This window comes from Clostridia bacterium, from assembly GCA_017438525.1.
GTDB lineage: Bacteria > Bacillota > Clostridia > Oscillospirales > RGIG8002 > RGIG8002.
This window is the reverse complement of record JAFRVI010000015.1, coordinates 1-18561: the sequence shown is the minus strand read 5'-3', so window position 1 is coordinate 18561 and position 18561 is coordinate 1. Positions and strand designations below refer to the sequence as shown.

20 protein-coding genes, 1 tRNA gene and 1 other annotated feature are annotated in these 18561 nt (G+C 56.7%); of the genes, 16 read left to right on the top strand and 5 right to left on the bottom strand.

Translation table 11 applies throughout. From position 1 onward, the window contains the following. Positions 1 to 32: 32 nt before the first annotated feature. The gene (locus IJL83_01445) at positions 33 to 626 is read right to left on the bottom strand and encodes a zinc-ribbon domain-containing protein (GenBank protein ID MBQ6552272.1); all 594 of its coding nucleotides are present in this window, start codon (positions 624 to 626) and stop codon (positions 33 to 35) included. Positions 627 to 656: 30 nt separating this feature from the next. Further along, positions 657 to 2213, bottom strand: a complete 1557-nt coding sequence (gene rny, locus IJL83_01440) for a ribonuclease Y (protein MBQ6552271.1) — start codon at positions 2211 to 2213, stop codon at positions 657 to 659. Positions 2214 to 2549: 336 nt separating this feature from the next. On the opposite strand from rny, the gene IJL83_01435 reads away from it, so the two are divergent. Together IJL83_01435 and IJL83_01430 are read left to right on the top strand one after the other, a co-directional pair. After that, the gene (locus tag IJL83_01435; GenBank protein ID MBQ6552270.1) at positions 2550 to 4298 is read left to right on the top strand and encodes an AMP-binding protein; all 1749 of its coding nucleotides are present in this window, start codon (positions 2550 to 2552) and stop codon (positions 4296 to 4298) included. Between the two features lie 18 nt (positions 4299 to 4316). Next, positions 4317 to 4541, top strand: coding sequence for an acyl carrier protein (locus IJL83_01430; protein MBQ6552269.1), 225 nt, complete (start codon positions 4317 to 4319; stop codon positions 4539 to 4541). Between the two features lie 54 nt (positions 4542 to 4595). Here the strand turns inward: IJL83_01430 and IJL83_01425 are convergent, their stop codons facing one another. Both IJL83_01425 and IJL83_01420 read right to left on the bottom strand, forming a co-directional pair. Beyond that, complete coding sequence (locus tag IJL83_01425; GenBank protein ID MBQ6552268.1) at positions 4596 to 5429, bottom strand: hypothetical protein; 834 nt, start codon at positions 5427 to 5429, stop codon at positions 4596 to 4598. A 31-nt stretch (positions 5430 to 5460) separates the two neighbouring features. Then, positions 5461 to 6570 carry a DUF3810 domain-containing protein gene (locus tag IJL83_01420; protein MBQ6552267.1) on the bottom strand — a complete coding sequence of 370 codons (1110 nt, stop codon included), beginning with the start codon at positions 6568 to 6570 and terminating at the stop codon, positions 5461 to 5463. Positions 6571 to 6782: 212 nt separating this feature from the next. Here IJL83_01420 and IJL83_01415 point away from each other — a divergent pair, with 212 nt between their 5' ends. From IJL83_01415 to rplL, 12 genes are all read left to right on the top strand, one after another. Further along, positions 6783 to 8867 (top strand): dockerin type I repeat-containing protein, encoded by a 2085-nt coding sequence (locus IJL83_01415; protein MBQ6552266.1) that lies wholly within the window; start codon positions 6783 to 6785, stop codon positions 8865 to 8867. A gap of 16 nt (positions 8868 to 8883) precedes the next feature. Beyond that, positions 8884 to 9738: a dockerin type I repeat-containing protein gene (locus IJL83_01410; protein ID MBQ6552265.1), complete on the top strand. Its 855-nt coding sequence runs from the start codon at positions 8884 to 8886 to the stop codon at positions 9736 to 9738. Positions 9739 to 9759: 21 nt separating this feature from the next. After that, positions 9760 to 11142, top strand: a complete 1383-nt coding sequence (locus tag IJL83_01405; protein ID MBQ6552264.1) for a hypothetical protein — start codon at positions 9760 to 9762, stop codon at positions 11140 to 11142. Positions 11143 to 11213: 71 nt separating this feature from the next. Then, complete coding sequence (locus IJL83_01400; GenBank protein ID MBQ6552263.1) at positions 11214 to 12608, top strand: SGNH/GDSL hydrolase family protein; 1395 nt, start codon at positions 11214 to 11216, stop codon at positions 12606 to 12608. Positions 12609 to 12677: 69 nt separating this feature from the next. After that, on the top strand, positions 12678 to 13334 hold the full coding sequence (locus tag IJL83_01395; protein MBQ6552262.1) for an aquaporin: 657 nt from the start codon (positions 12678 to 12680) through the stop codon (positions 13332 to 13334). Between the two features lie 234 nt (positions 13335 to 13568). Then, entirely contained in the window at positions 13569 to 13718 is a 150-nt protein-coding gene (gene rpmG / locus IJL83_01390) for a 50S ribosomal protein L33 (protein MBQ6552261.1), read from the top strand. Positions 13719 to 13734: 16 nt separating this feature from the next. Next, positions 13735 to 13944, top strand: coding sequence for a preprotein translocase subunit SecE (gene secE, locus IJL83_01385; GenBank protein ID MBQ6552260.1), 210 nt, complete (start codon positions 13735 to 13737; stop codon positions 13942 to 13944). Between the two features lie 21 nt (positions 13945 to 13965). After that, complete coding sequence (gene nusG, locus IJL83_01380; protein ID MBQ6552259.1) at positions 13966 to 14493, top strand: transcription termination/antitermination protein NusG; 528 nt, start codon at positions 13966 to 13968, stop codon at positions 14491 to 14493. 120 nt (positions 14494 to 14613) lie between these two features. Further along, positions 14614 to 15039, top strand: a complete 426-nt coding sequence (rplK, locus tag IJL83_01375) for a 50S ribosomal protein L11 (protein ID MBQ6552258.1) — start codon at positions 14614 to 14616, stop codon at positions 15037 to 15039. A gap of 2 nt (positions 15040 to 15041) precedes the next feature. Beyond that, the gene (gene rplA / locus IJL83_01370) at positions 15042 to 15734 is read left to right on the top strand and encodes a 50S ribosomal protein L1 (protein ID MBQ6552257.1); all 693 of its coding nucleotides are present in this window, start codon (positions 15042 to 15044) and stop codon (positions 15732 to 15734) included. A 32-nt stretch (positions 15735 to 15766) separates the two neighbouring features. Continuing rightward, positions 15767 to 15917, top strand: a sequence feature (ribosomal protein L10 leader region). 58 nt (positions 15918 to 15975) lie between these two features. Then, positions 15976 to 16515, top strand: a complete 540-nt coding sequence (locus tag IJL83_01365) for a 50S ribosomal protein L10 (protein MBQ6552256.1) — start codon at positions 15976 to 15978, stop codon at positions 16513 to 16515. A 48-nt stretch (positions 16516 to 16563) separates the two neighbouring features. Further along, positions 16564 to 16947: a 50S ribosomal protein L7/L12 gene (gene rplL, locus IJL83_01360; GenBank protein MBQ6552255.1), complete on the top strand. Its 384-nt coding sequence runs from the start codon at positions 16564 to 16566 to the stop codon at positions 16945 to 16947. Positions 16948 to 17133: 186 nt separating this feature from the next. On the opposite strand, the gene IJL83_01355 is transcribed toward rplL, so the two are convergent. Next, positions 17134 to 17207: transfer RNA gene (locus IJL83_01355), tRNA-Gly, on the bottom strand. A gap of 868 nt (positions 17208 to 18075) precedes the next feature. On the opposite strand from IJL83_01355, the gene IJL83_01350 reads away from it, so the two are divergent. Continuing rightward, entirely contained in the window at positions 18076 to 18234 is a 159-nt protein-coding gene (locus tag IJL83_01350; protein ID MBQ6552254.1) for a zinc ribbon domain-containing protein, read from the top strand. 150 nt (positions 18235 to 18384) lie between these two features. Next, positions 18385 to 18561: transposase (locus IJL83_01345; GenBank protein MBQ6552253.1), on the top strand; the 177-nt coding region annotated here is incomplete at its 3' end.

Genomic DNA, 18561 nt, shown 5'->3' with positions numbered 1-18561 from the left:
ATGCGTTCTGCATCGCGGCTTCGTTTTTGAGTTTAATCGTCCGGCGGGGGCTGGAAGCCGCTGTCGGATGATTCCGGAGGATCGGGAGGCGTCTCCGCGGAGGAGCTCTCCGGCGGGGGCTCGGCGGAGGAGGAGCTGTCCTGCTGCGCCTCGGAGGAGGACGGGATATCCGGCTCGGAGCTGTAGCTGCTGTCCGGAACGTCGGAGGAGGAGCTTGTCTGCGCTTCGCTTCCGTCGTTCCCCGCGCCGTTTCCGGAGCTGCTCGAGCTCCTTCTTCTGCGCGAAGAGGACGAGCCGGCGCTTTCCCTGCTGCTTTCGCTTCGGACGCTGCTTTCGTCGTCGCTTTCGATCTGTCCGCCGCTGACGGTGTGGCTCGAGAAAACGTAGCCGCCGGGGACGAAGTTGCCGCCGCCGTCGCCGTCCGAAGTGACGGTGGCGAGCAGCGAGAAGACCGCCACGAGCACGACGAATACGCCCACCGCCGCCAGCGTAAGAACTATCTGGCGGTGTTTTCTCGCGGCCGCGCCGGCGTCGTCGGCGTTACCGAGCGCGCCGCCGCAGTATATACACACACGGCTCCTGTCGGGAAGCTCGTTCCCGCAGAAGGGGCATTCTCGCATTATCACGCGGCTTCTCCTTTTCTCTCCGGAGGGGTATTATTTCGCGTAGTCGACTGCGCGGCTTTCGCGCACGACGTTGACCTTGATCTGGCCGGGATACTCCAGCTCTTCCTCGATCTTGGCGGCTATCTCGCGGGCGAGCAGCGTCATCTGATCGTCGCTGATATCCTCGGGGCGTACCATAACGCGCACTTCGCGTCCGGCCTGGATGGCGAAGGTCTTTTCAACGCCCTTGAAGGAGGAGGTGAGCTCCTCGAGGCGTTCAAGACGCTTGATGTAGTTCTCGAGGTTCTCGCGTCGCGCTCCGGGTCTGGCGGCGGAAATCGCGTCCGCGGCCTGAACGATGAACGCCGTGACGGTCTTCGCCTCAACGTCGCCGTGGTGGGCGGCGATGGCGTGGACGACCTCGTCGCTCTCGCGGTGCTTCTTGGCGAAGTCAACGCCGAGCTGGATGTGGGAGCCCTCGAACTCGTGGTCGAGCGCCTTGCCGATGTCGTGCAGCAGGCCGGCGCGCTTGGCGAGCGTGACGTCGCTGCCCATTTCCGCAGCGAGCGCGGCGGAGATGTTGGCGACCTCGATGGAGTGCTTCAGCACGTTCTGGCCGTAGCTGGTGCGGTAGCGCAGGCGGCCGATGAGCTTGACGATCTCGGGATGTATGCCGTGGAGGCCGAGGTCCATAACGGTCTTCTCGCCCTCCTGCTTGATGGTGGCTTCAACGTCGCGGCGCGCCTTCTCGACCGTCTCTTCGATGCGGGCGGGATGGATGCGGCCGTCGGAGATGAGCTTCTCGAGCGACTGGCGCGCGATCTCTCTGCGCACCGGCTCGAAGCAGGAAATGGTTATCGCCTCGGGCGTGTCGTCGATGATGATGTCGACGCCGGTCAGCGTTTCGATGGCGCGGATGTTGCGGCCCTCGCGGCCGATGATGCGGCCCTTCATGTCGTCGTTGGGAAGCGGCACGACGGAGACGGCGGTCTCGGCTACGTAGTCGGACGCCATCTTCTGCACCGCTACGGAAAGCACCTCGCGGGCGAGGGACTCCTGCTCGTCGCGCAGGTTCTCCTCGTACGCGCTGATGCGGACGGCCTTCTCGTGAACGAGCTTGTCTTCGAGCGTCTGCAGCAGGTATTCCTTCGCCTTATCGGTGGAATAGCCGCTGATGCGCTCGAGCATTTCGAGCTGTGCTTTCTTGACCTGCTCGACCTCGGCGTTCTTTGCGTCGAGATTGGCGAGCTTGGCGTTGAGGGATTCCTCCTTGCGCTCGAACTGCTCTATCTTTTTGTCAAGGGATTCTTCCTTCTGAACGATGCGCTTTTCCTGCCGCTGAACTTCGCTTCTTCTTTCGCGGAGCTCTCTGTCGGCTTCGTTTCTGTTCTTAATGATCTCTTCTTTGGCCTCTATGACCGCTTCCTTCTTTTTGCTCTCCGCGGTCTTGAGCGCCTCGTTGATGATGCGCTTGGCTTCGTCTTCTGCGTAGCCGAGCTGCTGCTCGGCGCTCTTCTTGCGGTAGTTGAAACCCAGCCGCCACGCGATGGCGCCGAATATGACGCCGCCGGCGACCAGACCGATTGCCAGTGCTATGTACCACTGCATAGTGGTTCCTCCTTCTTTGTTATTGCCGTATCGAATCGGCTCAGTTATGTTTGGATTTTATGAAAGTTTTTATCACGGGAGGGGGCGAAATAACACCTTTTTCCCGATTATATATAAAAATATTCATAACATACACATCTATCATACTCCATCAAGCGCGGGTTTGTCAAGATAATTTATACGAACGGGCGGGATTTTTGTGCAATACTCCACAAAATACAAAAAGGTATTTACTTTTGCGGTCGGCTTTGATATAATGTGCGGGTGCAGAACTATAAGAGGAGAAGCGCGCAAGAGCGCGTTTGCATATTATCCCTTTGTTCAGGAGATGATGAAATGTACGGCCAGGATAAGTTTTACGCGCCCGCGGCGCGCAGAAAAGAGATAAAAGAAAACCGCTTTTACACCGAGTGCCTTGAGCCCGCGGAGAGCATAAAAGCGATAGTCGAGAACAGCGCCGACAAATTCGGAGGCAACAACGCTTTCGGTATCCGCGTCGGCGAAGGGAAGTTCAAATATATCACCTTCCGCGACTTCAAGGCGCAGATCGACGCGCTCGGAACGGCGTTCGTCGAACTCGGTCTGAAGGGCAAGCACATCGCCGTCATCGGCGAGAACAGCTACGAATGGTGCCTTTCGTGGATGGCGGTCGTCTGCGGTACGGGCGTCGTCTGCAACCTTGACAGAGAGCTTTCGATAGAAGAGCTCACGACGCTGCTCGAGAAGGGCGACATCAGCGCCGTCGTTTATTCCAACGACGTCAGGGCGAAGATGGACGAACTGCGCAAGATCCGCGGCGACATTACCTATATCTGCATGCAGGAATCGGAGACCGACCCCTGCCTGCCGAAGCTGATACAGCGCGGCGCGACCGGCATCCTCGCCGGCAACCGCGAGTTCGTGGACGCCAAGATTGACCGCAACGCCTTCGCGGTACTGCTTTTCACCTCCGGTACGTCCGGAATGGCGAAGGGGGTTATGCTTTCCAATAAGAATATCTGCTTCGATATCTGGGCGATGGACCAGAGAAACGATCTGCAGCCCGACGATACCTTCCTGACATTCCTGCCGCTTCACCACATACTGCAGTGCAGTCTGAGCTTTGTGCACCCGGTTTATGCCGGCTGCTGCAACTATTTCTCACGAGGCATCCGATATCTGCTGAAGGACCTGCAGGAAGTCAAACCGACCATGTTCTTCGCCGTGCCGCTCGTCGTTGAGACGTTCTATACACAGATGATGCTTAAGATAAAGCAGAAACGCGGCGGAACTATGGCGCTCGACGCGGGCATCCTCGCGACGAAGGCGCTCGGCGCCGTCGGTGTTAATCTCGAAAAACGCCTGTTCAAGCAGGTGCACGAGATGTTCGGCGGCAGACTGCGCTTCCTTATGTGCGGCGCGGCTCCGCTGCTCCCGATCGCGCAGGTCACGCTGCGCAACATGGGCATAACGCTCGGCACGGGCTACGGCCTGACCGAGACTTCGCCGGTCAACACCTCCGAATACCGCGACGTTTACCGCCCCGGCTCCTCCGGCCCCGCGCTTGTGGGAGTCAGGATTAAGATCGACAACCCCGACGAAAACGGAGTCGGCGAGATCTGCATCAAGGGCGACAACGTCATGCTCGGCTACTATAAGGATCCGGACGCGACCGCGGCGGTCATCAAAAACGGCTGGTTCCACAGCGGCGACCTGGGCTACCTCGATAAAGAGGGCTGGCTCTTCGTCACCGGCAGAGAGAAGAACGTCATCGTGCTGAAAAACGGCAAAAAGATCTCCCCCGAGGAGATGGAGACCGTGCTGACGAGGGAGCTTTCGATCCTCGAATGCATCGTCGAGGGCGAGGAGAACCCCGTAACGAAGGACGTCGCCATCGTCGCTACGATCGTGCCGGACTACGAAAGCATCAAGCGCCTGAACCTCTGCGATCCGGACAACGCCTTCGCGGTCGAGAAGCTCGTTGCCGCGGACGTCGAGAAGGTCAACAAGACGCTTGTCGGCTACAAGCGCATCACCAAATGGGTTATCCGTCGGGAAGAGTTCGAGAAGACCACTACCCGCAAGATAAAGAGATATAAAAAGTAAAAAAACAGAGGTGTGACCATGGATAATTTTGAAAAGATCAAGCAGATACTTATCGACGAGATAGGCATCGAAAAGGACAAGATAATGCCCGCCAGCGACCTTCGCGACGACCTGCATTTCAACTCGCTGGAGTTCGCGCAGCTCGCCAACTCCGTCGAAGAGGAGTTTTCCGTCTCCATCCCGGACGAAGCGCTCGAGGACGTCCGCACGATCCAGGATATCCTGGACCTGCTGGATAAGTAAAAAAGCGAAAAACAAACGGAAAGACCGGCGCAACCGCGCCGGTCTTTTGACTTGCTACTCTTCTTTGTGTTTTTTTAGCATTATTAGTAAACGTATAGTGGCGCCAGTTTGATGCATTATGTATTCCAACACGTTTCTTTTTGCCTGAGATTTGTGCTTTGCGTAATTGTTGTTATAGTCAGTATAGAGTTTTAGGAGGATTTCTAAATAATTGGATATTTCTTTTGGTACACCGACTTCTTTTAGATAGGTTCCATATTCGGATTTAAGATTTTCGAGCGTGCGATCACTGTTGAAAAACTCTTGGAAAAAGGACTCTAGCGCTTTTCTAAAACCATCGGCGACAAGTGAGGGATCAATTGTTTCGTTTACATAGTGTTTTAATGCAGCTACATACAGGCTGTGGGTATTGGGGTATGCGGTTAACCATTTAAGGACATCGGTTACAAGTGGTTCATCAAGTTCTTTTACACCTTTTGGTATTATCAATGTGTCTTTGCCGCTTTTTGTGATTTCATACGGAATACCTAGCGTATTAAGCTCTAATTCTAAGAAATTTAGGAATTTAACACCGCAATACACCCTTGTTTTTGAACCATAGATTGTATTACCTATTTTGTCAGAAACAGTATTACAAAAAGCGACAAACTTTGATATTAGTATGCGCATATTGGTTGATGATTGAAAACTGTTATTGAGTAATATGTGTGCTGCCTCGTATTTTTCAACTTTTTCATAAACGACATTACAATAGTTCCTGTAATCATCTTCTGAAACGCAATCTGATATCTCTTCCATGTAGTTACTAATTCTATTTTTTAGTAAGTCGAGTTTCTTTTCATCGTCGAATCCAATTCCGAGTATTCTTGTGTAGTTAATGTAATCCATGGCGTATCCTTTCAATTATAATCTCTTAGGTTCACCATATAAACCCGCACTTTTCATAATGCGCAAGTATCAGCTTGACGGCTTCGCCGTAGCTCAAGCTGCCGCGCTTGTCGCGCTGCGCCTTTATGAAGGCGTCGTTCGCCTTCTGGCTCGTCTCCATGACCTTGCCCTCGAACTGCTTCCAGTAGTCGTTGCGCGCCTTTATATCGCGCTTCATACCGTCCGAGCAGTGCGCGTAGACCTCGCGCCACATATCCTTGTCGTACTTATACAGCGCGTTCGAGCAGTAGATATACGCCGAGAAATAGCCGGAGTAGCGGTAGTCCGCGCTGTCGGATACCGAGCAGGCGAGGAAGGCGAAGAAGTTGCACTCGTCCTCGTAGGCGAAGCCGCGGGTGTGCGCCAGCTCGTGCGCGGCGGTGTATGGGATATCGAAGTCGGGGATGTCGACGTTGACGTTCGATTCGCAGAAGATTGGGCAATAGACGCCCTCGATGCCGGTATAGGACCACAGGTGCGAGACCGCCACCGGCTTCGGGAACCATACCGAGCCCCACAGCAGCGGGTATTCGTCGTCAAGCTTCGCGTAGCAGTCGTTCGCGTCGTATAGCGTGCCGTAGAGCGAGCGGGAGAGCTTCGTTACGCCGTTTTCGTCCTCCGTCAGCGCCTCGCGCTCGGCGGAGGCCTTCTCCGCGAGGTCGGCGCATACCGCCTGCAGATACTGCGCGGACTTCGCGGAGGTATCAAGCTCCAGCAGGTCGGCGGCGCGGTATCTGTAGTAGTTCGCGCCGTGCATCACCATATACATAAGCAGTCCGCAGGAGAGTATCAGCCAGACGCGTTTCAGAAGAGTCGTGAGCGGGTTTACGCCTTTCCTGCGGCAGCGGCGGAAGAGAAGCACCGTCAGCGCGACCGCCGCCGGAACGGCGAGGAACACGACCGTTTCGGTTATCGAGAAGGGGAATATCGAGATAATGAATCCGAGCGGCACCGAGATAACGCGGAATATCCCGCGCGCGAAGATATACTCCGCTACCCACGGCGTGAGCGGCAGCAGGAAATACATCGCCGCCGCGAGCGTTATCGGCAGCAGATAAAGCAGAAGCTTCGGCAGTATGCGTTTGAGCGTTTCGCGCTTCATATCCCGTTCTCCCTTCGTTTTTTCGATTATACCACCGTTCGCAGCGGTTTGCAACCGCGAAAGGCGTGTTTTTTATCGGCTCATTTTTTTAATCCTATTGCAATTTCGGAGAACGTGTGATACAATACATAATGAATAATAATCTAATAGGCGGATTATATCATTTTGCTGACTTGAAATGGAATATCCGCGGAGGATATGGAGACCTTAACGTGAAAAAACTGATTTCACTTATGCTTGCCGCGCTGATGCTCGCGCCGCTTTGCGCCACCGTTCCGACGGCCGCGGCGAACGAAGTCAGTATCGTGGTGGATACCGCCGGTACCGTAACGCGCGGGACAGAGGGCGTGCAGATCGCCGTGCGGATTTCCGCATCGCCGCGTTGGGGCGCGATTCAGGCAACTGTAGATTTCGATTCTTCATCGCTTTGTTTTATCGGATTTGAACTGAATCCGGAGCTGTGTCGGCAGATAAACGAGGGCGAGATGTGCATTTTCGGCGTAAACGCCGGTAACGCCTTGAATGGCAGCGTTTCGTTCGGTTATGCTTCCGCGTACAATGCCGGCGGAGGCGAAGGGTATTACCCCGGCGAATACGATTATTTCGGCACGCTGACGTTCGACGTGCGGAAGGGTGCGCCGCTCGGGTTCACGGGGGTCACAGTCACCGTAACTGAACTTTCGCGTAACGAAGACGATGTTCCGGTCGCCGTTGGTTACACGGTTGCGGGCGGCGGCATGACGCTGATCTGCGGTCATGATTGGCGGCCGGTTGAGGTCGTTCCCGCTTCCTGTGAAGAAGACGGCTATATACGCTGCGTTTGCGTTGAGTGCGGGGATGAATACACCGAGGTTGAGCATGCGATCGGTCACGATTGGGGAGATTGGACTGAATCGAAGCCGGCGACCTGTTCGGACTTCGGAGCGGAAATACGCTTTTGCAACAACAATCACGAACATTTTCAGGTGCGTCAGCTCGATCCCCTCGGTCACGATTGGGGAGATTGGGAGACCGTTTCCGACGCCACCTGCGTTAAAAAAGAAGTACAGCGCCGTGTCTGCGTGCGGGACGCTTCGCATATCGAAACGCGCGAGTTCGGCGAGATCGATCTTATCGGCGGTCACGCCTGGGGCGAGTGGGAAGTGACAAATCCCGCGACCTGCACCGAATCCGCCGTCGAAACGCGCGTCTGCGCGAACGACGCTTCGCATACCGAGACCCGCGAGGGTCAGGCCGCGCTCGGCCACGATTTCGGCGAATGGACCGAAACGAAGGCGCCCTCCTGCACGGAGGCGGGCGAGGAGACGAGATACTGCTCGCGCTGCGACGCGTTTGAAACGCGCGAAGCCGCGCCGCTCGGCCACGACTGGGGCGAGTGGGAGACCGCTGTCCCCGCGACCTGCGCCGCCGCCGGAACGGAGACCCGCGTCTGCAAGAGAGACGCTTCGCATACCGAAACGCGCGAGCTCGCCGTAGACCCCGAGGCGCACGCCTGGGGCGAATGGAGCGAGACCTCCGCCGCGACCTGCGAAACCGCCGCCGTCGAAACGCGCGTCTGCGCGAACGACGCTTCGCATACCGAGACCCGCGAGGGTCAGGCCGCGCTCGGCCATGACTTCGGCGAATGGACGGTCACGAAAGAGCCGACCTGCGCCGACGCGGGCGAGGAATCCCGTACCTGTACCCGTTGCGATGCGGTCGAAACTAGAGAAACCGCTTCGCTCGGTCATGCTTGGGGAGAGTGGGCCGTCACGACCCCCGCGACCTGCGCCGCCGCCGGAACGGAGACACGCGTCTGCAAGAGGGACGCTTCGCATACCGAAACGCGCGAGCTTGCAGTAGACCCCGAGGCGCACGCCTGGGGCGAGTGGCAGACCTCCGAAGAGGCGAACTGCGTTCACGGAAAGATCGAGACACGCGTGTGTGCCAACGACGCTTCACATACGGAAAGAAGAGAAACGGGCGAGCCGATCCCCGACGCGCACGCCTGGGGCGAGTGGAAAGTGACAAAACCCGCCACCGTCTTTGAAGACGGGGAGGAAACGCGCGTTTGCGGAAACGACCCGTCGCATTTTGAAACGCGCGTGATACCGAAGCCGGAATACGTCGTATGCGACGTTGATTTCGACGGAGGATTCACCGTTTCCGACGCGCTCCGCGCTTTGCGCATAGCCGCGAGGGTCGACGAGGCGGACGAGCTTATACGCGCCGCCGCGGACGCCGATCTCGACGGCGAAGTTACCGTTGCCGACGCGCTCGCGATACTGCGGAAGGCGCTCGGACTTGTTTCTGAATAACACGGGAGGGACCGCAATGAAAAAGGTCATTTCCATAATAATAGTCGCGGTCGTGTTCGGAGCCATGCTCTGTCCGGCCTTCGCGTCGGCGGAAGCGGCCCCGACGTCTTACAGCATAAAGAACATGACCGCGCGTTTCACGCCGGGCGAAGACGCCGTGGGCACTATCGCGATAGAAGCGGACGCCGACGGGATAGCCGCCGACGAGTATATCAACGTCAGCATTTACGCATCCGTCGGCGATATATCCGACGTCCCCGGCGGCGCAGCGGATCCGTTGACGTTCCGCCTTTTCAAAGCGGAAAACTGCGTTTCGGGCGGCAGACTTTCGATCACCGTCAACGGCTCGGTCGAGAAGCTGCTCGGCAAATGCGCCGTCTGCGTGCAGATACCCAACCGCGGTGAAAACAACGACTGGGTGCGCACGTATCTGGAGGCGTCGCTGACCGCCGCTTCCGGCGCGGAAGGCGAAACGAAAACGATATGGGCGCCCGCCGGTTTCGCGGCGGAGGAATGGCTGAACGCCAACGGCGCGGAGCTGTTCGAACGCGACAGTATGAAGATAAGCGGCTGGAAAAACGCCGAAGGCTCGCCGCTCGGCGACGCCGCGATACCGCTGACCGGGCTTTCCGTTGAAGCGCAGTGGGAGCCGACGAAGGGCTGGCTGCTCGGCGATCTCGATTACGACGGAGTCCACACCGTCGCGGATGCGCTTGCCGCGCTCCGTATCGCAGCCAAGCTTGCCGAGCCGGACGATTTGGATAAACGCGTCGGCGACGTGGATTTTGATGAAGAGATAACGGTGGCTGACGCGCTGGCGATCCTGCGCATCGCGGCGAAGCTCGCCGAGCCGTTTGATATTTACGTATAATACAAATTCGGGAGAACGGCTATGAAAAAACTTGTTTCGATAATCCTTATGCTTGCGATGTTCACAACGATGGTCGCGGCCGCCGGTTCAGGCGACATTGACAACGACGGCGCGATCACCGTTTCCGACGCGCTGAAGGCGATGCGTATCGCCGCGCAGCTCGAGCCGCACGCCGCTTCTGCGGACGTCGACGGCGACGGGAGCGTTACCGTTGCGGACGCGCTGCAGATACTGCGCTGTGCCGTCGGCTTCATTACGCCGTCCGGACTCTCGGGCAATACGCAGATAAACGTCAGAGTTACCGACAAAGCGGCTTCATGGGGAGTGACTCAGGCGATGGTCGACCGCGGGATGACGAATATCGGCGACACCGCGCGCCTTGTCAGAGTCATGCGCAAAGCCGCGGCGGGTGAAGAGATCACTATCGGCTTCATCGGCGGCTCCATAACCGTCGGAGGCATGGCTACTACCGAGTATACCCGTTACGCCCGCGTCGTCGAGGCGTGGTGGAAGCGCACCTTCCCGAATACGAGGATAAACTACGTCAACGCCGGCTACAGCGGCACTCCGAGCTTCTTCGGCGTACATCGTATGCAGGAAGACCTTATGCAGTACGAGCCCGATTTCGTTATGATCGAGTTCGGCGTCAACGATAACCTTCAGGACTGGCAGAAGGAGGCGTACGCATCGCTGGTGCGCCGCGTGCTGACCGCCGACTGGCAGCCCGCGGTAATGCTTTTCTTCATGACGAATAACGACGGCAGTAACGCTCAATCCGATCAGCAGCCGATAGGCGAGTATTACGATCTGCCGATGGTCAGCGAGCGCGACGCGATCTGGCCGGAGGTCAAGCCGCCTTACGGCACCGGCAGCACCTTCGCTTGGGAAGATATCGTCGCCGACTACGTCCACCCGACCGATAAGGGGCACGGCATCTGCGGCGAGCTGATAAACTGCCTGCTGCAGGCCGTCTACGACAACCTCGATAAGCTCTCTTCCGAAATCAAACCCGTCCGCGAGGACGTTCCGCTGCCGTATATTTACGAACACACCGCGTGGCTGAACCACCGTAACACAACGCCCGTTCGGCTCGGCGGCTTCGCGGAATACACGACCGACAACTTCTCGTGGAGAGCGACAGGCGGCGACAGCGATCCGCTTATTATCCGTTACTACGGCAAGCGCATCTCGCTCGCCATAAAGCAGCAGGAGGCGTCCACGATGAAGGCGTCATTCACCGTAGACGGCGGTCCCGCGGTCATGATAGACAACAACAACCTCCTTATCGCGGCCGGCCAGTACGCCTACTACAAGCTGGACGAACGCGAGGAAGGATGGCACACTATCGAAATATCCTCGCTCAGCGGCACGCTGACGATACTCGGACTCTTCACTTCGTGGTAAGCCGGGATTAGCCGTACCCTAATCGGCAAACAGTCAATAATAAAAAGCGCCGAAAAGAAAGGTGATATAATATGAAGAAAATCATAGCTATAATCCTCGCGCTCGCGATGTTCACTACGATGGTCGCGGCGGCGGGGCTCGGCGACGTCGACGGCGACGGTGCGATCACCGTTTCCGACGCGTTGAAGGCGCTGCGCATCGCCGCGGGCATTGATGCTTACGCCGCGGACGCGGACGTCGATTCCGACGGCTCCGTCACAGTCGCGGATGCGCTGCAGATCATGCGCTGCGCGATGGGCTTTATCACGCCCGAAGGGCTCTCCGGCGACTTCGAGCTGACCGTTCCGATAACGGAAGCGGCGCTTGCGACGGGACTTGAGCAGTTTATGGTCGACCGCGGGATGACCTCCCTCGGCGATCCCGCGCGCTTCGTCAGAGTTATGCGCAAGGCGATGGCGGGTGAGGAGATCACCGTCGGCTTCATCGGCGGCTCCGTGACCTACGGCGGCGCCGCGACGACTCAGGAAGCCCGCTGGGCGAGAGTCGTCGAGAAGTGGTGGAAGGATACCTTCCCGCAGGCGAAGATAAACTACGTCAACGCCGGCCAGAGCGGAACGCCGAGTTTGTTCGGTGTGCACCGCGTCGACGACGACCTGCTGAAATACGATCCGGACTTCGTGGTTATCGAGTTCGGCGTCAACGACGAGCTGCAGGATTGGCAGCGCGACGCTTACGCGTCCCTCGTTCGCCGCATCATCACTCATAAGAGTATGCCCGCGACGATGCTCTTCTTCGTTATGAACGAGGGCGGCACCAACGCGCAGCGCGATCAGATCCCGATCGGCGAGTTTTACGATCTTCCGATGGTCAGCTACTGCGACGCCGTCTGGCCGTCCGTTATCGGATACGGTCACACCGGCGGCAAGTTCGTATGGACGGACATCTGCGCCGACTGGGTGCATCCGACCAACGCCGGACACGCTATGTGCGGACAGCTCATCAACTGCTATCTCGAGGCGGTCTATCAGAATATAGACAAGCTTTCGTCCGAGGTCAAGCCGGTCCGCGAAGACACCCCCGTGCCTTACTACTATCAGAACACGAAGTGGTATAACTACCGCAACACCACGCCGGTCAGCATGGGCAGCTTCGTCAGATACCTCAACAACGGCTCGTCCTGGCAGGCGAACGGCAACAGCACGGATCCGCTGATCCTCCGCTGCTACGGCTCGCGCATAATCATGCCGATACAGCAGAGCGAATCCGACACCGTCAAGGCGACAGTAACCATCGACGGAGGCGATCCGATCTGGCTGGACGCCGAGCATCTGCTCATATCCTCCGGACGCTACGCGTATTATTTCCTGTATGACGGCGCGGCGCCCGCGTGGCACACCGTTGAACTGACGCTGCTGGACGGCACCGTCAGCCCCGGCGGGCTCTTCGTTTCCTGGCGGGATCAATAAGGTATGAGCCGCCGGAGGCGGTTTGTATACGCGTGAAAACGCGAAAAAACTTTTGGGAGGAAAACAGAAATGACAACCTTCAAGAAAATGCTGGCTGAATTCATCGGCACCTGCGTGCTCGTAGTATTCGGCTGCGGAGTCGCCATCGTTTCCGACGTCAACCTCGTAGCGACCGCGCTCGCTTTCGGCCTCGTGATCGTCGCTATGGCGTATTCGGTGGGGAACGTAAGCGGATGCCACATCAACCCCGCCGTGTCCTTCGGTATGCTCGTCGCGGGCAAAATGAAAGTAGTTGAGTTCTTCGAGTACATCTGCGCGCAGTTCCTCGGAGCTATCGCCGGTGCGGGCATCCTTTGCGCCTTCTTCGGCGCTGACAGCGGCCTCGGCGCGAACGCGTGCCAGGAAGGCGTTGAGATCTGGCAGGGACTCGTCATTGAAGTCATCCTGACCTTCGTCTTCGTCTTCGCTATCCTCGGCGTGACCTCCAAGAAGGAGTTCGGCTCCGCCGCCGGTATCGTTATCGGTCTGACGCTGACGCTGGTTCATCTGCTCGGCATCGCCCTCACCGGAACGTCCGTCAACCCCGCGCGCTCCTTCGGACCCGCGCTGCTTGCGGGCGGAGACGCTCTGAGCCAGGTCTGGATCTTCATTCTCGCTCCGCTGGTGGGCGCCTGCCTCGCCGCGCTCGTTTTCCGCTGCTTAGCGAGCAAGGAAAAGGAAGCGTAATCGCGGCTGCTTGAACTGAATTGACAGTTGTTTTTTGCGCGGGCGGGGGAGAGATCCCCTGCCCGCCGAAAAATTTTTTCAAATAAATAAAAATAATGCTTGCATTTTCCGGAAATGTGTGTTACCATAGAATCCACCTCGCATTGGAGGGGTTCTTTTTTTGTGCGCCCCGAAATGCCCGAACGGGCCGAGGGAGTTCCGTTTAAGGAACATTAACGAACGGGAGGAAATCCGATGAGAGTTAAAATCACTCTTGCCTGCACCGAGTGCAAGCAGCGCAACTACGACACGATCAAGAACAAGAAGAACGATCCCGACAGACTTGAGATGAACAAGTACTGCCGCTTCTGCCGCAAGCACACCTTGCACAGAGAAACGAAGTAATCGGGAGGGCACTGAAATGGCTGAAACCAAGAAAAAGGGCAGAATCAGACGCTACTTCAGAGAGCTCGTATCCGAGTTCAAGAAGCTCGAATGGCCGACCAAGAGCAAGGTCCTGAACAACACCATCGTCGTTCTGGTCATGATGCTTTTCGTCACGGCTTTCGTTTGGGTGCTGGATCTGGGATTCTCCAAGTTCCTGGAGTTCATTCTCGGTCTGGCGAAGTAACAGCGTTCAGGGAGAATTGATATGGCGTCCGAAGATGCGAGATGGTACGTTGTGCACACTTATTCCGGCTATGAGAATAAGGTCGCGCAGAACATCGAGAAAATAGTCGAGAATCGCGGTCTCCGCGATCAGATACTTGACGTCAAGGTCCCCACCGGCATCTTCACCGAGATGAAGGACGATAAAAAGGTCGAGGTCGAGCGCAAGCTGTTCCCCGGCTACGTCCTCATCAAGATGGTGATGAACGAGGATACCTGGTACATCGCGAGGAATACCCGCGGCGTCACCGGTTTCGTCGGCCCGGGATCGAAGCCCGTCCCGCTAACCGAAGCGGAGGTCGAGGCGCTGGGCGTCGAGGTCCGCGAGATCGAGGTAAGCTACGCCGAAGGCGATACCGTCAAGGTTATCGACGGTTCCTTCGAGGGCTTCACCGGCAAGGTCTCCGAAATTTCCAAGGAACGCGGCAAGGTCTCCGTCCTCATCACGATGATGGGGCGCGAGACTCCCGTCGAGTTCGATCTGGATCAGGTCGCTGCCGTCGAGGAGTGACCTAAAGGTACGATTTAATGCGGGCAACCGCCTTAAATATCGTGGAAGGGAACGAGCTTTCCCGCCATACCACATTACGGCGAAGCCGCGCGCTTACGCCGAAAGAAAGGAAAGAAAACAATGGCTCAAAAAGTAATTGCCTACATCAAGCTGCAGATCCCCGGCGGCAAAGCGACCCCCGCGCCGCCCGTCGGCCCCGCGCTTGGACAGCACGGTGTAAACATCGTGGGATTCACGAAGGAATTCAATGAGCGTACGAAGAACGACATCGGGCTTATCATCCCCGTCGTCATCACCGTCTACGCCGACCATTCCTTCTCCTTCATCACGAAGACTCCTCCGGCCGCGGTCCTCATCAAGAAGACCCTGAATCTCGAGAAGGGTTCGGGCGTCCCGAACAAGACCAAGGTCGCGACCATGACCTTCGAGCAGTGCAAAGAGATCGCTCAGATAAAAATGAAGGATCTGAACGCTTACGATCTCGATCAGGCCGCGAAGATGATCGCCGGTACCGCCCGCAGCATGGGCGTTGTTGTGGAGGGCTGAAGATGAAACACGGAAAGAAATACAACGCCGGCTCGGCGCTGCTTGACAGCACCAAGCTCTACGAAGTAGAAGAAGCGATCGATCTCGTTCAGAAGACCGCTCAGGCCAAGTTTGACGAGACCATCGAGATCCACATCAAGCTGGGCGTCGACTCCCGTCACGCCGATCAGCAGGTCCGCGGCGCGGTCGTCCTGCCTCACGGCACCGGCAAAAACGTCAGAGTCCTGGTCTTCGCCAAGGGCGACAAGGTTCAGGAAGCTCTCGACGCGGGCGCCGATTTCGCCGGCGGCGACGAATTCATCCCCAAGATCCAGAACGAGAACTGGTTCGACTACGACGTGGTCGTCGCGACTCCCGACATGATGGGCGTCGTCGGCCGTCTCGGTAAGATCCTCGGACCCAAGGGCCTTATGCCTAACCCGAAGGCCGGCACCGTAACGATGGACGTGGCGAAAGCCGTCGTCGATCTGAAAGCCGGTAAGATCGAGTACCGTCTCGACAAGACCAACATCATCCACTGCGTTATCGGCAAGGCCTCCTTCGGCACCGAGAAGCTGACCGAGAACTTCAACACTCTGCTGGCCGCGGTCAACGCCGCCAAGCCCGCCGCCGCGAAGGGACAGTACATCCGTTCCTGCGCCATCGCGTCCACCATGGGCCCCGGCATAAAGATCAACCCCTCCAGAGTTATGTAAAAATTTCTCTTGACAAAGAGAAAAAAGCGTGTATAATAATATTTGCTGTTCCGAAGACAGCAGGTACGCGAAAGCGTCTAATGGGTAACCGCCTGCCGAGGAAGAGGCAAAAAAGTTCTGTTTCAAATTGTGACTTTTTGCTCTTCTGCGGTTTTGCGGAAGAGCAAATTTATTATTGCCGGAAAATCCGGCGGCGCCCCTGCCGCAAGGGGTGCGAAAATGTTTTTGTGAGGTGACAGATTTGCCTAGTGCGAAAATCCTGGAGCAAAAACAGCAGTTCGTGAAGGAGCTTTCCGAGAAGATCCGCGGATCCGTGACCGGCGTCCTGGTTGAATACAAGGGACTGACCGTCGCGCAGGACCGCGAACTTCGCACCAAGCTCAGAGAAAGCGGAGCGACCTACGCCGTCATCAAGAATTCGCTTCTGAGCCGCGCTTTCAAAGAAGCCGGCTATGACGGAATGGACGACACCTTCGTCGGCACGACGGCCATCGCGCTGTCCGCCGAGGAAATGGCCGCCCCCGCCAAGGCCCTTTCGGAGTTCGCCAAGAAGAACAAGTTCTTCAAGATCAAGGCGGGCTTCGTGGACGGTAACGCGCTCGACGCCGCAGGCGTTGAGAGACTCGCGTCGCTTCCCTCCAAGGAAGTACTTATCGCCCAGGTCCTCGGCGGCCTGAACGCTCCGATCTCCGGACTCGTTACAGTGCTCAACGGAAACATCCGCGGGCTCGCCGTTGCGTTGAACGCAATAAAGGAGCAGAAGGAAAAACAGTCTGCGTAATCAATTACGCGGCAATCAATTTCAAAATTTATTTGGAGGTAATTTCAAATGGCAACTAAAGTTGAACAGCTTATCGAAGACGTTAAGGCATTGACCGTTATGGAGCTCGCTGAGCTCGTTAAGGCCCTTGAGGAAGAATTCGGCGTTTCCGCCGCGGCTCCCGTCGCGGTTGCGGCCGCCCCCGCTGCCGGCGCTGCGGCTGCTCCGGCTGCCGAAGAGAAGAGCGACTATGACGTCATCCTTGCCGGCATCGGCGAGAGAAAGATGGACGTCATCAAGGCCGTCAAGGATCTGACCGGCCTCGGACTCAAGGAGTCCAAGGAACTCGTTGACAACGCCCCCAAGGCCGTCAAGACCGGTGTCTCCTCCGACGAAGCCAACACCATCAAGGCGAAGCTCGAAGAAGCCGGCGCCACCGTCGAACTGAAGTAATCATTTCTTCACAAAAACAAAGAAAGACGCTTCCGGTAAGGAGGCGTCTTTTGATATGTGAAAGGAATTCACTCGCGTTCGCCCCTCTCTTTGATCCCATTCCTTCATTAGCGAAGCGCCTTCATTCTTCATCAGCCACGAATGGGCGGCTTCATTGCAAAAAGCACGCTTCCGCGTGCTTTTTGCTGGAGCGGGATATGGGAGTCGAACCCACCTCCGAGCCTTGGGAAGGCCCTGTACTACCGATGTACTAATCCCGCAAATATTCGCAAGTATTATTCTACCACAGGTTTACGGGTTTTTCAACCGGAAAATGCAGATTATTTCAGTTTTTCGCGTTTCGCGGAGTAATTCTGTTGACACTTTTACGATTTTTATGTATAATGATGTCAGCGCAAAAACAAATAATAATGAATCGGAGGCAAAATTATGCAAGCGAAAAAGCAAAACGTTCTTCTTGCAGGACTGCATTTTCTTCTCGGCGTGGGATTCCTCGTTCTGACGGTCATCTCGATTATCGAACTTATCGACGTGTTCGACTATATGAGCGAGCTGGGCATCTTCCTCAACATCGCCGCGGTCGTCGGAACCGTATTCGTTTTCTGCATTCCTTCGTTCACGCTCGGAATGTACTTTATGGATATGGATAAGCCGAATCAGATGTACAACACGCTCCGCTGGTCCGTCGCCGGATGGGTTATACTCCTTATCGAAACGCTCGTCGCGTTCATCTACACCCTCGTCGAGTACCAGTTCGTGTTTGAGAACCTCCTCAGCGTTATCCTGACCCTGCTTCCGCTGATCTTCATCGGCGTGGTCTACAAGAAGAAGGAAGCCATGGGCAACGACCTGAACGCCTGCCGCGTCGGCGCCGTACTCTACTTCATGTATCTCGGCCTCTTCAATACCATCTATAAGGCCGCCGTCACCGGCATCGGTTCCGGCGCCGAAAACATCATAACCTTCATACTCAGCGCGGTAATGGGTCTGACCATTTCGCTCTCCATCTGCTACTACTACTTCAAGCTCGGGAACACCGCGCAGCCCCAGCAGTACGGCCCGCAGAACAACTACGGCTACGGTCCGCAGCAGCCCTACGGACAGCAGTACGGCCAGCAGAGCGGCCCTCTGCAGCAGTTCCGGCAGCAGCAGAACGGCTACGCCGCTCCCGCCGCGCCGGTCCCGCCGGTTCAGCAGGCGCCCGCCGCGAAGTTCTGCACCTCCTGCGGCTCGCAGGTCGACCCCAACGCCGCTTTCTGCAACAACTGCGGCAACAAGCTCCAGTAACACAAAATAACCGATGAAATGCAAAACAGGACGCCCTGGGCGTCCTGTTTTTTTGTCAAAGGAAAACCACGCGATAGTCGCGTGGTTCAAAAGAGGTTAACCGATGAAAGAAACCTCCGTTTGTGATAAGATAGAACTGACCTGCCAGTCATGACTAAGAAACAAACGGAGGATTTCGATGTGGGAAAAGGGAATGATGACACAAGTAGTTTAGCACACACCAAGTGGAATTGCAAGTATCATATAGTGTTTGCGCCGAAATACAGGCGTAAAATATTCTACGAAAGCCATCGAAAAGAAATAATGGAAACAATAAAAGAATTATGC

Coding starts and splice junctions, on each gene's coding strand:
- rny (MBQ6552271.1), bottom strand. CDS start 2,213: ATGCAGTGGTACATAGCACTGGCAATCGGTCTGGTCGCCGGCGGCGTC.
- IJL83_01435 (MBQ6552270.1), top strand. CDS start 2,550: ATGTACGGCCAGGATAAGTTTTACGCGCCCGCGGCGCGCAGAAAAGAG.
- IJL83_01430 (MBQ6552269.1), top strand. CDS start 4,317: ATGGATAATTTTGAAAAGATCAAGCAGATACTTATCGACGAGATAGGC.
- IJL83_01425 (MBQ6552268.1), bottom strand. CDS start 5,429: ATGGATTACATTAACTACACAAGAATACTCGGAATTGGATTCGACGAT.
- IJL83_01420 (MBQ6552267.1), bottom strand. CDS start 6,570: ATGAAGCGCGAAACGCTCAAACGCATACTGCCGAAGCTTCTGCTTTAT.
- IJL83_01410 (MBQ6552265.1), top strand. CDS start 8,884: ATGAAAAAGGTCATTTCCATAATAATAGTCGCGGTCGTGTTCGGAGCC.
- IJL83_01405 (MBQ6552264.1), top strand. CDS start 9,760: ATGAAAAAACTTGTTTCGATAATCCTTATGCTTGCGATGTTCACAACG.
- IJL83_01400 (MBQ6552263.1), top strand. CDS start 11,214: ATGAAGAAAATCATAGCTATAATCCTCGCGCTCGCGATGTTCACTACG.
- IJL83_01395 (MBQ6552262.1), top strand. CDS start 12,678: ATGACAACCTTCAAGAAAATGCTGGCTGAATTCATCGGCACCTGCGTG.
- rpmG (MBQ6552261.1), top strand. CDS start 13,569: ATGAGAGTTAAAATCACTCTTGCCTGCACCGAGTGCAAGCAGCGCAAC.
- secE (MBQ6552260.1), top strand. CDS start 13,735: ATGGCTGAAACCAAGAAAAAGGGCAGAATCAGACGCTACTTCAGAGAG.
- nusG (MBQ6552259.1), top strand. CDS start 13,966: ATGGCGTCCGAAGATGCGAGATGGTACGTTGTGCACACTTATTCCGGC.
- rplK (MBQ6552258.1), top strand. CDS start 14,614: ATGGCTCAAAAAGTAATTGCCTACATCAAGCTGCAGATCCCCGGCGGC.
- rplA (MBQ6552257.1), top strand. CDS start 15,042: ATGAAACACGGAAAGAAATACAACGCCGGCTCGGCGCTGCTTGACAGC.
- rplL (MBQ6552255.1), top strand. CDS start 16,564: ATGGCAACTAAAGTTGAACAGCTTATCGAAGACGTTAAGGCATTGACC.